Source organism: Clostridium saccharobutylicum DSM 13864 (genome assembly GCF_000473995.1).
Classification (GTDB): Bacteria; Bacillota; Clostridia; order Clostridiales; family Clostridiaceae; genus Clostridium; species Clostridium saccharobutylicum.
This window is the reverse complement of the sequence record NC_022571.1, coordinates 535,276-549,785: the sequence shown is the minus strand read 5'-3', so window position 1 is coordinate 549,785 and position 14,510 is coordinate 535,276. Positions and strand designations below refer to the sequence as shown.

Here is a 14,510-nt window from a genome sequence, read left to right as displayed (position 1 = left end):
ACTTTTAATAAAGAAAATGACTAACCAACAGTCTACTACACATTAAAAATGAGGTTAATTTAAAACAAATTAGTTTCAAATTAACCTCATTCTATTTAAAAAATATATAGATGTTCTAATTAACTCTTATAGATATTTTTTAATTTCTTCAACCTTATTTAATTGTTCCCATGGTAAATTAAGATCGTTTCTTCCAAAATGTCCATAAGCAGCTGTTTGTTTATAGATTGGTCTTCTTAATTCAAGATCTCTAATAATAGCACCTGGTCTTAAATCAAATACCTTTTCTACTATTTCAACTATATTATTTTCTGCTAATCTTCCTGTTCCAAAAGTATCAACTGTTATAGAAACTGGTTTAGCAACTCCTATTGCATAAGCTAATTGTATTTCTAGCTTATCAGCAACTCCTGCAGCAACTAAATTCTTAGCTACCCATCTTGCAGCATAAGCAGCTGATCTATCAACTTTAGTTGGATCCTTTCCTGAGAAAGCACCGCCACCGTGTCTACCATATCCACCATAAGTATCAACGATTATTTTTCTTCCTGTTAATCCTGAATCTCCTTGTGGACCTCCAACAACAAATCTTCCTGTTGGATTTATGAAATATCTAGTTTCATTATCTAATAATTCTGCTGGAACTACTGCTTTGATAACATATTCCTTAAGATCATTTTCAATTTGTTCTAATGATACCTTTTCATCATGTTGAGTTGAAATAACAATAGTATCAATTCTCTTTGGCTTATTGTCTTCATATTCAACAGTAACTTGAGTTTTACCATCAGGTCTTAAATAATCTAATGTATTGTTTTTTCTTACTTCTGTAAGTCTTCTTGATAACTTGTGAGCCATAGATATTGGAAGTGGCATAAATTCTTCTGTTTCATTTGTTGCAAAACCAAACATCATACCTTGGTCTCCTGCACCTACTGCTTCTACCGCATCCTTTTCACCTTTTCTAGATTCAAATGCTTCATCAACTCCCATAGCTATATCTGCTGATTGTTCATCTATAGATGTTAAAACTGAGCAAGTATCGCAATCGAATCCATATTTAGCTCTATCATATCCGATTTCTCTAACAGTCTCTCTTACTACCTTTGGGATATCAACATAACAATTTGTTGAGATTTCCCCCATAACCATAACCATACCTGTAGTAGTACATGTTTCACATGCAACTCTTGCAAGAGGATCTTGTGCTAAAATAGCATCTAAAATACCATCTGAAATTTGATCGCACATCTTATCTGGATGTCCTTCTGTAACTGATTCTGAAGTAAATAATCTTTTCATAACTTTCTCCCTTCATTGGAACTCTTTATCATTACCCTTATTACATCTAAACGTATTTAATTGAAATAAAAAAAACTCTTCGATAAGAAGAGTACAATTCAATAATCCTTTTCTTATCTCGTAGATATAATCTACAGGAATTGGCACCTTGTAAATACAGGTTGCCGGGTTTCATAGGGCCCTTTCCCTCCACCTCTCTTGATAAGAGTAACCTTAATTTAATTTTCATTCATATCATAACATATCATATTATACTAGTCAATATTATATTTATAATTAATGATACAAAGCGAATAGTGAATGATTAAAGATTAATTATTGATCATTTGTTATTCACTTTTCTCTATATAATACTCTCTTAGCTGTTGATATCACTCAACTTTAAAATCCAAAATTCTCATACTTTTCTAGACATAAAAAAAAGAATAAACACAGTTTATTCTTTTTTGGTGGAGGAAGATGGATTCGAACCATCGAAACGAAACGTAACAGATTTACAGTCTGCCCCCTTTGGCCACTCGGGAACTCCTCCATATTTTATTTTATATATTAAAATAGTTTTAATTATTTATCAAATATCTCAATATTTGATTGGAGCTGGCAATAGGAATCGAACCTACAACCTGCTGATTACAAGTCAGCTGCTCTACCGTTGAGCCATGCCAGCATATTTTATTAAAGTTTTATAATGGTGGGCACAACAGGGCTCGAACCTGTGACCCCCTGCTTGTAAGGCAGGTGCTCTCCCAGCTGAGCTATGCGCCCATTATAAATTGGTGGAGGAAGATGGATTCGAACCATCGAAACGAAACGTAACAGATTTACAGTCTGCCCCCTTTGGCCACTCGGGAATTCCTCCATATTTTGTTTTATATATTAAGATACTTTTAATCATTTATCAAATATCTTAATATTTGATTGGAGCTGGCAATAGGAATCGAACCTACAACCTGCTGATTACAAGTCAGCTGCTCTACCGTTGAGCCATGCCAGCATATTTTATTAAAGTTTTATAATGGTGGGCACAACAGGGCTCGAACCTGTGACCCCCTGCTTGTAAGGCAGGTGCTCTCCCAGCTGAGCTATGCGCCCATTATAAATTGGTGGAGGAAGATGGATTCGAACCATCGAAACGAAACGTAACAGATTTACAGTCTGCCCCCTTTGGCCACTCGGGAATTCCTCCATATTTTGTTTTTCTTTGTCGTTGTTTTTCAGAACCAATCGACAAGGATTAGTATATATTCAAAAGACTTTTATTTCAACTCCGCTATTCCTTAATATATCTAATTTATTTTGTATATTCTCTACTTTTCTTTAACATTCTTTCTTTTACACTACTAAACATAATTATTTTTTAACAACTGATCAACTGCATCCATATCAAGAAACTTAGATGATATTTCCTTTATTTTTTCATAATCCTCATTTGTAAGTCTCTTCTTTAAAAGCACAAAAATATTTTTTATTCCCTTTTGTTCATCTGAATCTTGAATATATTCTTTTATTTTTCCTAAATCAAAAGCAGATAATTTTCCCAATATTGATTCGAAATTCTTCTTATCTTCTATCTGTAACTGTTTTAATATATCATTCTTATCCACTTTATATATAGATTGTGTATAATTTACCGTTTCTTTACTAATCTCCTCTTTATTTGAGTTTTTTTCTTCTGGATACCAATAAAATATCAAATAAACATTTAACAGCAGTGCAACCATTAATACTATACATATAAAAACTTTTTTCATATTTCCCCTCCTTTAATAGTATTTATTTCCATTTAATATTTTTTTATACTATCCTCTCTTTAATCATCATATATATTTTATATAAGGAGGTATGTCCTTTGATAAAATCAGATATTAACAATGATTCTAATCTTTCCTCTTATAATTTAGCTCTAAAAATTAAAAATTATATTAGCCAAGATACTATAATTGTCTGTATCGGAACTGATAAATGTATTGGAGATTGTCTTGGTCCCTTGGTTGGTTCTCTATTAACTGAAAACTTTTTCCCTTTACCAGTATACGGAACTTTATCTTATCCGATTCATGCTTTAAATATAGATGAACGTCTGAATGAAATCTATTCCAAGCACCCTAATGCCTCTATAATTGGTGTTGACGCTTGCTTGGGCAATGAAGATGATATTGGAAAAATAAGAATAAGGGATTACGCAATACATCCAGGTAAAGGAGTTGGAAAGGAACTTCCTGAAGTTGGTATAGCATCAGTAATAGGAATTGTTGATTCTAGCGATAATTCTGAATTCTTTTTTTCAAGGAGCATCAGACTTTCTTTTATTATGAATATGGCTAAAACAATAACTAGATTATTAATAGAGGCTTATAATTTAAATCTTGGAGAATTTCCAATGATTTAACGTTCTAATTTAAAAAGACTGCTTCAAAATACAAAATTAGTACAATAAATTTATTGTTTTATATTTTAAACAATAGATTTATTATATCTAAAATTTATTTTGAAACAGTCATTTTGTTTTACTCGATTAAAACTATTTGTTGTGAATTTATATCACTATCTAATTTATCTATATAGTTAAGCACAGCACCAGTTCCTTTTGCAACGCATTCTACAGAATCTTCAGCAACATAAGTCTCTACACCTGTTCTAAACTGTATAAGTTTATCTAATCCATGCAATAATGCACCGCCACCTGTCATTAGAATTCCTTTTTCAACTATATCTGCTGCTAATTCAGGTGGTGTTTTCTCTAACACTCTCTTTACAGTCTCTACTATATTTTCAACAGGTTCCTTTATTGCATTTCTTATTTCTTCTGTAGTAATCTCCACTTCATCAGGTAATCCAGTTATCAGGTTTCTACCTTTCATGATTGCTGCTAAATTTCTTGAATTTTTAAACGCAGAACCAATATTTATTTTTAAATCTTCTGCAGTCTTTTCACCTATCATTAGTTTATATTGATTTCTCACATATTTTATTATAGCATCATCAAATTTATCTCCGGCTACTTTTATTGATTCTCTTTCTACAACTCCACCTAATGAAATAACAGCAATATCGCAAGTACCGCCGCCAATATCAACTACCATACATCCATTTGGTTTAGTTATATCAAGCCCTGCTCCAATAGCTGCTGCTAACGGTTCTTCTATTAAGTGAACTGTTTTAGCTCCTGAGTTCATGGCTGCATCTATAACTGCTCTTTTTTCAACTTCTGTAGCTTGAGAAGGAACGCATACAATTACCTTAGGCGCTGTAATATTTCTCTTACCACAAGCTTTTTTTATGAATTCTTTTAGCATTTTTTGTGTTATATCATAATCTGAAATTACACCGTCTCTTAATGGTCGAACTGCAACTATGTTTCCTGGGGTCCTACCTATCATTTTTCGCGCTTCTTCACCTATAGCTAATAGATTATTGTTATTTTTATTTATAGCTACAACAGAAGGTTCTTTTAATATTACCCCTTTACCTTTAACATAAACTAGTACCGTCGCTGTTCCGAGGTCAATCGCAAGGTCTGTCCCTGTTCTCCAAAAACCCATTTTTATTCACTCCTATAATACATATTAATGCCTTTGTTTACATAATTCTACTAATACTATATTATAGACTTAATCCAATTAAGATTCAATAGCTTTATACTTCATCTGAGTGGCTTTTCCACCTCTAATATGTCTTTCAGCTTTATTCAATTCTAATATTGAATGAGTTTCTTCTGCAATTTCAGGATTTATCTTTGGAAGTCTCTCTGTCATATCCTTATGAATTGTACTCTTACTAACTCCAAAAACCTTTGCTGTCTTTCTTATTGTTGCCTTTGACTCTATAATATATTTGGCGACATCCAATACTCTTTCCTCAATATAATCTTTCATAATATCATCTCCATAATTTTAGTTATCAATATATAATCTGTATTTTTCTCGATTATTTATTAGTATTAATCAGCTATTTTCAAATAAAAACAACTGATTAATACTAATTTTGAAATATGTTTTATTTTGCTTTTAAAGTAAAATATTTTTCTGGATTAACTTGTTGACCATTAGCATCGATTACTTGTAAATTCAAAAATTGGCCAAATACATCTTGACTAAACACTTTTGCAGTATTCCCAACTTTACCAATTACCTGATTTGAAGTAACTTTATCTCCTTGCTTTACTGATACATTAGCATCAAGATTTCCATATCTTGTTTTCAAGCCATTAGCATGTTTTATTTCTACAACTACGCCTTCTTCAACTCCTGAATTTTCAACTAAATCTACTACTCCATCAGCAGCTGCCTTAACATCAGTTCCTATTTTAGCTTCTACATTTACCCCTCTAATAGTTCTAAAAACATTGTCTTCTACTTTAACTGGCTTAGGGTAAGTATAAGTTCTGCTTTCAACTCCATCTACTGGGTTTAAAAATTTCACATTATTTGTTGTAGCTACTGTAGTAGATTTTTGTGTTTTACTATTGTCAGTCTTATTTTTTTCAGAACTTTGTTTGCTTGTATCTGCATCATTTTGTGCTCTTTCAGCATTAGGCATTTCGTTTGTAGCTGTTTTTTGATTGTCGTCAACATTCATTGTTATTTCTTTGTTTATATCCTCTGAATTACTAACTTCATTCTTATTGCTAAGCTTCTTATAAGAAATAGTTCCAACCGCAACTATTACACAAAGGCAAAGAAATAAAGCAATATAAAATCCTTTTTTGCTAAATAGTTCTTTCAATTTGTTTTTTAAATTTTTGTCCATATGAACACCTCCTTTTCTTATTGTTTCCTTTTTGTGAAAAATAATACATAAAATTAATTTTTATATAATATTTTTCATTTATATTATTTTTTTCCAATAGTACTTGCAACATATAAAAATACTATTATTTTAGATTATGTCCATTTTATAATTTTCTAGACATGGAAAAGACATGAAACTATGTTTTTAATTTCATGTTATTAATAGTTATTTAAATAAAAATGTTAAAAAGAGGCTATTGCATTAATGTATGTTCTTAAAAAACTAAAGAACATGCATTAATGAAACAACCTCTCATTAAAAAACTTCCACGAACTTTCATATTCCTGTAGAATAAAAGCATATTTGATTTCAGTTGATTGCCACATAATTATAAACTTCAAATAATTTACTCATATTTTATTTGAGTAATTTCAACTCCAACATAATAATGTTTTAGGATTTCATCATACTTAGCCCCATTTTTCGCCATTACATTAGCTCCCCATTGACTCATTCCTACGTCATGACCATACCCCTTACAATTTACAGTTACTGCATTGGTTCCAAAATCCAAGGTGAAATTTGTTGAATTTAATCCCAATAATTCTCTAAATTCTGTTCCCTTTATAACTTCATTTCCTATTTGAATTTCTTTTACACTTCCAGCTTCAGTATAGCTTTTTATTTTAATATAAGACGCTAAATTACTTTTACTTATATTTGCTTTTGAATATTTGTTATTAATTTTATTAACAAAATCATTTGTAGCAATCTGTACAGATGTTTTATATTTAGGCGCTATCTCTTCACCTTTACTTTCTTCTGATTTAAGATATGGTACATCAACAGAAAATACGTCCTTAGCATCCTCTGTTTTTCCAGAACTAATAGCGAAAAATTGTGGATATTCGAGCACTTGTCCATTATAAGTTAATACTTGTCCTTTTGTTTCTTCAACAGCCCTCTCAATTTTTTCCCAATCACTTTTTGCTTCACTACTGCTCCAGCTTTTCATTCTTTCTTCCTTACTCATATAAACTTGACAATGAGTTGTATCGCAAATTTCTGCACCTTTTTCTTTTGCATAATTACAAGGTTGATTTCTCTTGTTCATATAGAATGTTCTAGCTGCTACAGCTTGAGCCTTTAAAGCTTCTTCCTCAAAATTTGCTGGAACTTCACTTGATACAACCCCCATTATATAATCTTCCAAATCTAACTCTTCAACTGAGTTATCCTTTTTATGGTATAATTTAACCTTACCATTAACCGGAAAAGTTATTTGTGAATTTTTCACTAAATTTTTGTTATCTAAATTGAATTTGCTAATACTAAATCCACTACCTTTTAAAATAATTAGAGGTAAAATTATTAGTACAGCAAAAATAATTAAAGTCATTATTATTAATAATCTCATATTCTTGCCAATTCGATTAACTATTTTCATTATTTCCTCCTCCTAAAGCTTGCACTATAAATTATATGTTTTATTTGGATTATTATGATGCTTATGTTAACCATCATAAATTAATGAATATATTGAAATTTTAATTTTTCCATAAAATTAAGTTGCTGCCACTCATTTTGATATAAATTATTTTTTAACATATATACTTAATCATAAAATCAATAATCCAGAATAGAAAATTTATACCCCCTTCTTAGTGATATTTATACAAATATATACTAAAAGCAGCAATCTAAAAACATAAATAAATTATATTTTTAGATTGCTGCTTTTAGTAACATTCAATTTATTATTTTCATTCATAATGCTAACTATCTATTCTATAGATATCTGCACCTAAATTCCTAAATTTCTTCTCAATTTGAACGTATCCTCTATCAATATGATAAATATCACCTATTTCTGTTTGACCCTCAGCTATTAATCCACTTAATATCATTGCTGCACCTGCTCTTAAATCTGTTGCTTTTACTTGACATCCTGTTAATTTTGGAACTCCTTCAATTATAGCAGTTCTTCCATCAATCTTTATATTTGCGCCCATCCTTTGAAGCTCTGCAACATGCATAAATCTATTTTCAAAAACAGTTTCTGTAATTACGCTAACACCATCCACAATTGATAACAAACTCATCATTTGAGCTTGCATATCTGTTGGAAATCCTGGATATGGAAGAGTTTTTATATCAACTGGTTTCTTCTCTCCTGTTCCATCTACTATTATTGAATTATTTTTATAATCACTAAAAACAACACCACATTCCTTTAACTTCTCTATTACAGGTCTTAGATGTTCTTCATTTACTCCATTAATTTTTATCTTACCATTTGTAATAGCTGCTCCTATCATAAATGTTCCTGCCTCTATCCTATCATATATAGGCGTATAGCTTATTCCCTTTAACGATTTAACTCCATGTATTGTTATTTTTCCAAGCCCTGCACCTTCTATATCAGCACCCATTTTATTTAAGAATTGTGCTAAATCCCATATTTCTGGTTCTTCTGCTGCATTTTCTATTATTGTTGTCCCTTCTGCTAATACTGATGCCATAATAATATTCTCTGTTGCTCCAACTGATGGAAAATCAAGATATATTGTATTTCCTATTAGTTTTTTTGCTTTTACTTCCACAAAACCATGCCCAATCATAATGTCAGCCCCTAATAGCTTAAAACCTTTTAAGTGTAAGTCTATTGGTCTGCTACCTATATTACAACCACCAGGTAAAGAAAGTTTACAATATCCAAATCTAGAGATCATCGGTCCCATAATTAAGAATGATGCTCTCATTTTTCTAATGAGTTGTGCATCAGGATCCATTGATGTTATATTCTTTGTATCTATTGTTAATTTATTGTTGATACTTGAAATATTAACATCACAATTTAATTCGTTTAATAACTTACATATTACCTCAACATCTTCTAACATAGGTGCATTATTTATGACAACACGTTCTGGACATAATATAGTTGCTGCAATTATAGGTAAAATAGAATTTTTTGCTGAACTTATATTAACTTCGCCTCTAAGTTGATTTACACCTTTAACTATTATTTTCTCCATATTATCCTCCATATTTGAATTGTTAGACACATAAAACAACAAACAAAGCTGCTATATATTTTGCATTAAATAAGAATGCATATTCCCATTTAACCAACTGTTTAGTTGAAATATGCCAATTCAATTCAATGCAAAATAAAATAACATGATAACTTGCTATTTTTGAATGTGACTTAGTATGTTGCAAATATTATTGGTGTACCAATAATAACATACGAACCGGTATTATAATTAGTTAAAGCAAAATTAACTTTATCTCCATTATTTAAATACCCTGTTCCAGTGCAACCATTGTTAATATCTAATATATTAGCTTTTTGTATATTAGTTTGATCTATTATTTTACCTATCAATTCTCTGTTGTTAACTTCTTTTATCTCACCTTCATAATAAAGAAAATACTGAACATCTTCTAAATTTTTATTCTCCATTTTTGTTAATATATTTTTTAAATCTATTGTTTTATATTTAGAATTTTTATTTATTAATGTAATTTCATTATAGGTATATATACTATCAGACCATAACTTTATGTTGATATCAAAATTATCATTGAAACAATCTATCTCATTTTTAGAACATTGCTTGTAATCAACACTAATATTATTATCTAAATACATCTTTACCCTATCGAATTCTTTATCAATAGTATTTTTTGTTTTATATTGAAGTTTTACTCCATTTTCTTTAAATTCACTTTCTCCCATAGCAATAGTTTCTAAACCATCAAATGAATTTTTTGTCATTTGAATATTAGAAATAGCACCCATATTTAAAAAAGATAATAATAACATAATTAACATACAAAGTTTTATCTTCATAGATAATACCCCCTTAGCTTCATCTCTCTTAATTATGGTCACATATTCCATTTTCTATTCTACTTATAAGTTAACTTTAATCATAAGCAAAAAAATAATAGATTAAAGATGTGATACATATTTCTTGCCAAGCAAGAAGTTAAATTCAGCTCATAATGTGTATCTATTAGCTGAATTTGGTGACACAGTATGACGTGAAATAAACCAACATACTGTTTCTATTATTTTTTTGATTTTGTCTTTATACTATAATATATAAATTTATTAATATTTTGTGATAGATTGTCAATATTTAGAATAAAAAATAAAGTGCAATATTCTTATAATTGGATCTAATCCGTTTATAAGAATATCACACTTTAATTTATAGACATCTTTATCTACTTTTTTTTAATCTTAATCTTTCAGTCGCTCTGATTAATGCAAGTTGTGCTCTTTTTTTATCATACTTATCAATGTCTTTTAATCTACCTTCGGCTCTTCCCCTAGCTTCTTCAGCTCTTTCAAAATCAATATCCTTTGCAAATTCAGCTGCATCACTGCTTATTGTCACTTCATTATCTGATACATTAACAATAGCTGTAGAAATGAATAAATCATTAACATTTCCTTGAGCATCTTTGAATTTTACAATTGAAGGAACTGTACTTGTTATTAATTTTGCATGGTTCGCCAATATAGTTACTAGACCATCAGCATTTTTTAAAATTAACTCTTCAACTTCTCCATTATAAACATCATGACCTGGAGTAATAATTTTTAGTAAAAAGGTATTAGCCATTATTGCTCATCCCCTTATCCTAAAGTTTTTGCTTTTTCTATAACATCATCTATAGATCCAGCAAATAAGAATGCTGATTCTGGTAATTCATCATACTTACCTTCAAGGATTTCTCTAAATCCTCTTATAGTTTCTTTTATAGGAACATATTTTCCTTTTAATCCAGTAAATTGTTCACCAACTGCAAATGGTTGTGATAAGAATCTTTGTATTCTTCTTGCTCTAGCTACAACAGCCTTATCTTCATCACCTAATTCATCTACACCTAAAATAGCTATGATATCTTGTAATTGTCTATACTTTTCAAGAATATGTTTAACATCTGAAGCTACTTTATAATGTTCTTCACCAACTAGTCTAGGATCTAATATTCTTGACGTAGATTCTAGTGGGTCAACCGCAGGATATATACCAAGTTCAGCTATGCTTCTTGATAATACTGTTGTTGCATCTAGATGTGAGAATGTTGTTGCTGGTGCTGGGTCTGTTAAATCATCCGCAGGAACATATACTGCTTGAACTGATGTGATAGAACCATTAACTGTTGATGTAATTCTTTCTTGTAAAGCACCCATTTCAGTTGCAAGTGTTGGTTGGTATCCAACGGCTGAAGGTGTTCTTCCAAGTAACGCTGAAACCTCAGATCCTGCTTGAGTATATCTGAATATGTTATCTATGAATAGTAACACGTCTTGACCCTTATCTCTGAAGTATTCTGCCATAGTTAATCCTGTTAATGCAACTCTCATTCTGGCACCTGGTGGCTCATTCATTTGTCCAAATACCAATGCAGTCTTATCTATAACTCCTGAATCTTTCATTTCGTGGTATAAGTCGTTACCTTCTCTTGATCTTTCACCAACTCCAGTAAATACTGATAAACCACCATGTTGTTTAGCTATGTTATTTATTAATTCTTGGATTAGAACTGTTTTACCAACTCCAGCTCCTCCAAATAGACCTATCTTACCCCCTCTTTGATATGGAGCAAGTAAATCTACAACCTTAATTCCTGTTTCGAACATTTCTGGTTCAACTGATTGATCTTTAAAGCTAGGTGCTGGTCTATGAATTGGATATTCTTGTTTTATATCAATATCTCCACATTTATCAATAGGCTTACCTAAAACATTAAATAATCTACCTAATACTTCTTCACCTACAGGAACAGAAATAGGCTTTCCTGTATTAACAGCATCCATTCCTCTTTTTAAGCCTTCTGTAGCTTCCATGGCAATTGTTCTAACTATATCATCACCAACGTGTTGTTCAACTTCTGCTACTAATTCACGATCTCCCATATTAATAGTGATTGCACTATATAAATTTGGAAGAGAATCTGAATCGAACTTTATATCTATTACCGGTCCAATTACTTGAACTACTTTTCCCATCTTTCCAGGCATAAGATACCTCCTTACTATTTTTGAGCTTCTGCTCCTCCAACAATTTCACTTATTTCTTGTGTTATAATTCCTTGTCTAATTCTATTATATTTAAGATTTAAACTAGCTAACAAATCATTTGCATTCTTTGTAGCTCCGTCCATTGCAGTCATTCTAGAACTTTGTTCACTACATTTTGAGCTTAACAAAATACCTCTTATTTTCCCTTTTAAATAAACGTTAAGAGCATCTCTTAATGCTATTTCTGAATTAGGTTCAACAAGACATGAACTTGATTCACCTTCAATTTTTTCGATTGGTAAAATTTTAACTGCTTTTGGTTCTTGTTTAACTGTTGATATGAAATCAGAATATACAACATTAACTTCAGAAACTTCTTCATTGATATACATTTCAAGCGCTTTTTCAAATATAGTATTTGAATCTTTTACTGTAGGTATATCTGCAATATCTACATATTCAGCTACAGTTTGAAGTTTAGCTCTTTTAATATAACCAATTCCTCTGTTTCCTACTACGATAACTTTTGCCTCTTTTTTCTTATCTCCAATTAAAGTTTCTAAGTAAGATACTACACCACCATTGAATCCGCCACACAATCCTGTTTCTGATGTTATGACTACATATAATTTACTTTGACTGTTATTTCCATCAAAATAAATATTTTTACCAGTTTCAGAACCAGATGCTGCAAGCTTTCTCATAATAGGTTCTGTTGATTCAATAAACTTATTATTTACTAATAATTCGTTTTTAGACTTTCTTAACTTAGAAGTGGCAACAAGTCCCATGGAATTTGTAATTTTTCTTGTATTCTCTACTGACTTAATTCTCTTTTTTATATCAAGAAGTCCAGCTGCGCCCATGATTTCCACCTCCTAAAGAAGGGCATAGCTTAAAATTAAGCTATGCTTCTTGTAAAAATATCTTTTTGAATTCAACTATTGCTTTTTCTAACATAGTCTTAACTTCATCTGTTAGAGTTTTTCCTGTAATAATTGTTTTCTCAACTTCTCTATAGTGAGTATCCATATATTCTAAGAATTCTTTTTCGAATTTCTTTATATCACTAACCTTAATGTCTGATAAGAAATCATTAACTGCAGCATATAATATTGCAATTTGCTTTCCTACTTCCATTGGTTTGTATTGATCTTGCTTTAATATTTCAACTAGTCTCTTACCTTTTTCAAGTCTTCTAGTAGAGTCACTATCTAGGTCAGATCCGAATTGAGTGAAAGCTTCAAGTTCTCTATATTGTGCAAGTTCTAGTCTTAATGTACCACTTACTTGCTTCATAGCTTTAATTTGTGCACTACCACCAACTCTGGATACTGATATACCTGCATTTACGGCTGGTCTTTGTCCTGCATAGAATAACTCTGATTCTAAGAATATTTGACCATCTGTAATAGATATAACGTTTGTTGGTATGTAAGCTGTAACGTCTCCAGCTTGTGTTTCTATAATAGGAAGAGCTGTTAATGATCCGCCGCCTAATTCTTTAGATAATTTAGCTGCTCTTTCAAGTAATCTTGAATGAATATAGAAAACATCTCCTGGATAAGCTTCTCTGCCTGGTGGTCTCTTAAGTAATAATGACATAGCTCTATAAGCTACCGCATGTTTAGAAAGATCATCGTATATAATCAATACGTCCTTTCCTTGATTCATGAAATGTTCACCAATAGTACATCCAGCATATGGTGCAAGATATTGTAATGGTGCTGAATCTGCTGCTGTAGCACTAACTACGATGCTATAATCCATAGCACCCATTTCAGTGAAAGTATTCACTATGTGAGCAACTGTAGATTGTTTTTGACCTATAGCTACATATATACAGATAACATCTTTACCCTTTTGGTTTATTATAGTATCTATACCTATCGCTGTTTTACCTGTTTGTCTATCTCCTATGATAAGTTCTCTTTGTCCCTTACCGATTGGAATCATTGAATCGATAGCTTTAATTCCTGTTTGTAATGGTTCGTTAACTGAACTTCTGTCTATTATGCTAGGAGCTGGAATTTCAACAGCTCTAGTTTCAGTTGTATGTATTGGTCCTTTACCATCGATTGGTAATCCTAATGCATTAACAACTCTACCAATCATACCGTCTCCAACTGGCACTTCAACAACTTTACCTGTTCCTTTAACTATGTCTCCTTCTTTTATTCCTTCTTCAGATCCTAAAAGAACGCAACCTACATTATCTTGTTCAAGGTTTAAAGCCATTCCATATACATCATTAGGGAACTCTAATAATTCCCCTGCTATACAATTATCCAATCCATAAATTCTTGAAACACCATCTCCAACTTGGATTATAGTACCAGAATCTACTGTTTTAATTTGTTTTTCGTATTTTTCTATTTCTTTTTTGATAATAGAAGTTATTTCTTCTGGTTTAATATTCATGGATTCACCT

13 protein-coding genes, 7 tRNA genes and 1 riboswitch are annotated in these 14,510 nt (G+C 31.0%); of the genes, 1 reads left to right on the top strand and 19 read right to left on the bottom strand.

Features of this window, described 5'->3' with window-relative positions; translation table 11 throughout:
* Positions 1 to 126 precede the first annotated feature (126 nt).
* The 9 genes from metK to CLSA_RS02560 all read right to left on the bottom strand — a co-directional run bounded on the left by metK (position 127) and on the right by CLSA_RS02560 (position 3,053).
* A complete protein-coding gene (gene metK, locus CLSA_RS02600; RefSeq protein WP_022743835.1) occupies positions 127 to 1,302 on the bottom strand; it encodes a methionine adenosyltransferase in 1,176 nt (391 codons plus the stop codon).
* 110 nt (positions 1,303 to 1,412) lie between these two features.
* A riboswitch (SAM riboswitch) is annotated at positions 1,413 to 1,510 on the bottom strand.
* Positions 1,511 to 1,749: 239 nt separating this feature from the next.
* A tRNA-Tyr gene (locus CLSA_RS02595) sits at positions 1,750 to 1,834 on the bottom strand.
* A gap of 60 nt (positions 1,835 to 1,894) precedes the next feature.
* A tRNA-Thr gene (locus CLSA_RS02590) sits at positions 1,895 to 1,969 on the bottom strand.
* Positions 1,970 to 1,991: 22 nt separating this feature from the next.
* A tRNA-Val gene (locus CLSA_RS02585) sits at positions 1,992 to 2,067 on the bottom strand.
* 9 nt (positions 2,068 to 2,076) lie between these two features.
* Positions 2,077 to 2,161: transfer RNA gene (locus CLSA_RS02580), tRNA-Tyr, on the bottom strand.
* 60 nt (positions 2,162 to 2,221) lie between these two features.
* Positions 2,222 to 2,296: transfer RNA gene (locus tag CLSA_RS02575), tRNA-Thr, on the bottom strand.
* Positions 2,297 to 2,318: 22 nt separating this feature from the next.
* Positions 2,319 to 2,394: transfer RNA gene (locus tag CLSA_RS02570), tRNA-Val, on the bottom strand.
* 9 nt (positions 2,395 to 2,403) lie between these two features.
* Positions 2,404 to 2,488, bottom strand: a tRNA-Tyr gene (locus CLSA_RS02565).
* Positions 2,489 to 2,642: 154 nt separating this feature from the next.
* Positions 2,643 to 3,053: a hypothetical protein gene (locus CLSA_RS02560; protein ID WP_022743834.1), complete on the bottom strand. Its 411-nt coding sequence runs from the start codon at positions 3,051 to 3,053 to the stop codon at positions 2,643 to 2,645.
* 98 nt (positions 3,054 to 3,151) lie between these two features.
* On the opposite strand from CLSA_RS02560, the gene yyaC reads away from it, so the two are divergent.
* On the top strand, positions 3,152 to 3,691 hold the full coding sequence (gene yyaC, locus CLSA_RS02555) for a spore protease YyaC (RefSeq protein WP_022743833.1): 540 nt from the start codon (positions 3,152 to 3,154) through the stop codon (positions 3,689 to 3,691).
* Between the two features lie 118 nt (positions 3,692 to 3,809).
* On the opposite strand, the gene mreB is transcribed toward yyaC, so the two are convergent.
* The 10 genes from mreB to atpA form a co-directional block, all read right to left on the bottom strand.
* A complete protein-coding gene (mreB, locus tag CLSA_RS02550; protein WP_022743832.1) occupies positions 3,810 to 4,844 on the bottom strand; it encodes a rod shape-determining protein in 1,035 nt (344 codons plus the stop codon).
* A 78-nt stretch (positions 4,845 to 4,922) separates the two neighbouring features.
* The gene (gene spoIIID / locus CLSA_RS02545) at positions 4,923 to 5,177 is read right to left on the bottom strand and encodes a sporulation transcriptional regulator SpoIIID (RefSeq protein WP_002582280.1); all 255 of its coding nucleotides are present in this window, start codon (positions 5,175 to 5,177) and stop codon (positions 4,923 to 4,925) included.
* Between the two features lie 121 nt (positions 5,178 to 5,298).
* Entirely contained in the window at positions 5,299 to 6,051 is a 753-nt protein-coding gene (locus CLSA_RS02540) for a M23 family metallopeptidase (protein WP_022743831.1), read from the bottom strand.
* 388 nt (positions 6,052 to 6,439) lie between these two features.
* A complete protein-coding gene (spoIID, locus tag CLSA_RS02535) occupies positions 6,440 to 7,480 on the bottom strand; it encodes a stage II sporulation protein D (RefSeq protein ID WP_022743830.1) in 1,041 nt (346 codons plus the stop codon).
* 328 nt (positions 7,481 to 7,808) lie between these two features.
* The gene (murA, locus tag CLSA_RS02530; RefSeq protein WP_022743829.1) at positions 7,809 to 9,071 is read right to left on the bottom strand and encodes a UDP-N-acetylglucosamine 1-carboxyvinyltransferase; all 1,263 of its coding nucleotides are present in this window, start codon (positions 9,069 to 9,071) and stop codon (positions 7,809 to 7,811) included.
* 173 nt (positions 9,072 to 9,244) lie between these two features.
* Positions 9,245 to 9,892, bottom strand: a complete 648-nt coding sequence (locus tag CLSA_RS02525) for a hypothetical protein (protein ID WP_041716032.1) — start codon at positions 9,890 to 9,892, stop codon at positions 9,245 to 9,247.
* Between the two features lie 376 nt (positions 9,893 to 10,268).
* Entirely contained in the window at positions 10,269 to 10,673 is a 405-nt protein-coding gene (gene atpC, locus CLSA_RS02520; RefSeq protein WP_022743827.1) for an ATP synthase F1 subunit epsilon, read from the bottom strand.
* 14 nt (positions 10,674 to 10,687) lie between these two features.
* Positions 10,688 to 12,079, bottom strand: a complete 1,392-nt coding sequence (gene atpD / locus CLSA_RS02515; protein ID WP_022743826.1) for a F0F1 ATP synthase subunit beta — start codon at positions 12,077 to 12,079, stop codon at positions 10,688 to 10,690.
* Between the two features lie 14 nt (positions 12,080 to 12,093).
* The gene (atpG, locus tag CLSA_RS02510) at positions 12,094 to 12,945 is read right to left on the bottom strand and encodes an ATP synthase F1 subunit gamma (protein ID WP_022743825.1); all 852 of its coding nucleotides are present in this window, start codon (positions 12,943 to 12,945) and stop codon (positions 12,094 to 12,096) included.
* A 40-nt stretch (positions 12,946 to 12,985) separates the two neighbouring features.
* Positions 12,986 to 14,500, bottom strand: a complete 1,515-nt coding sequence (gene atpA, locus CLSA_RS02505; RefSeq protein WP_022743824.1) for a F0F1 ATP synthase subunit alpha — start codon at positions 14,498 to 14,500, stop codon at positions 12,986 to 12,988.
* Between the last annotated feature and the right edge of the window lie 10 nt (positions 14,501 to 14,510).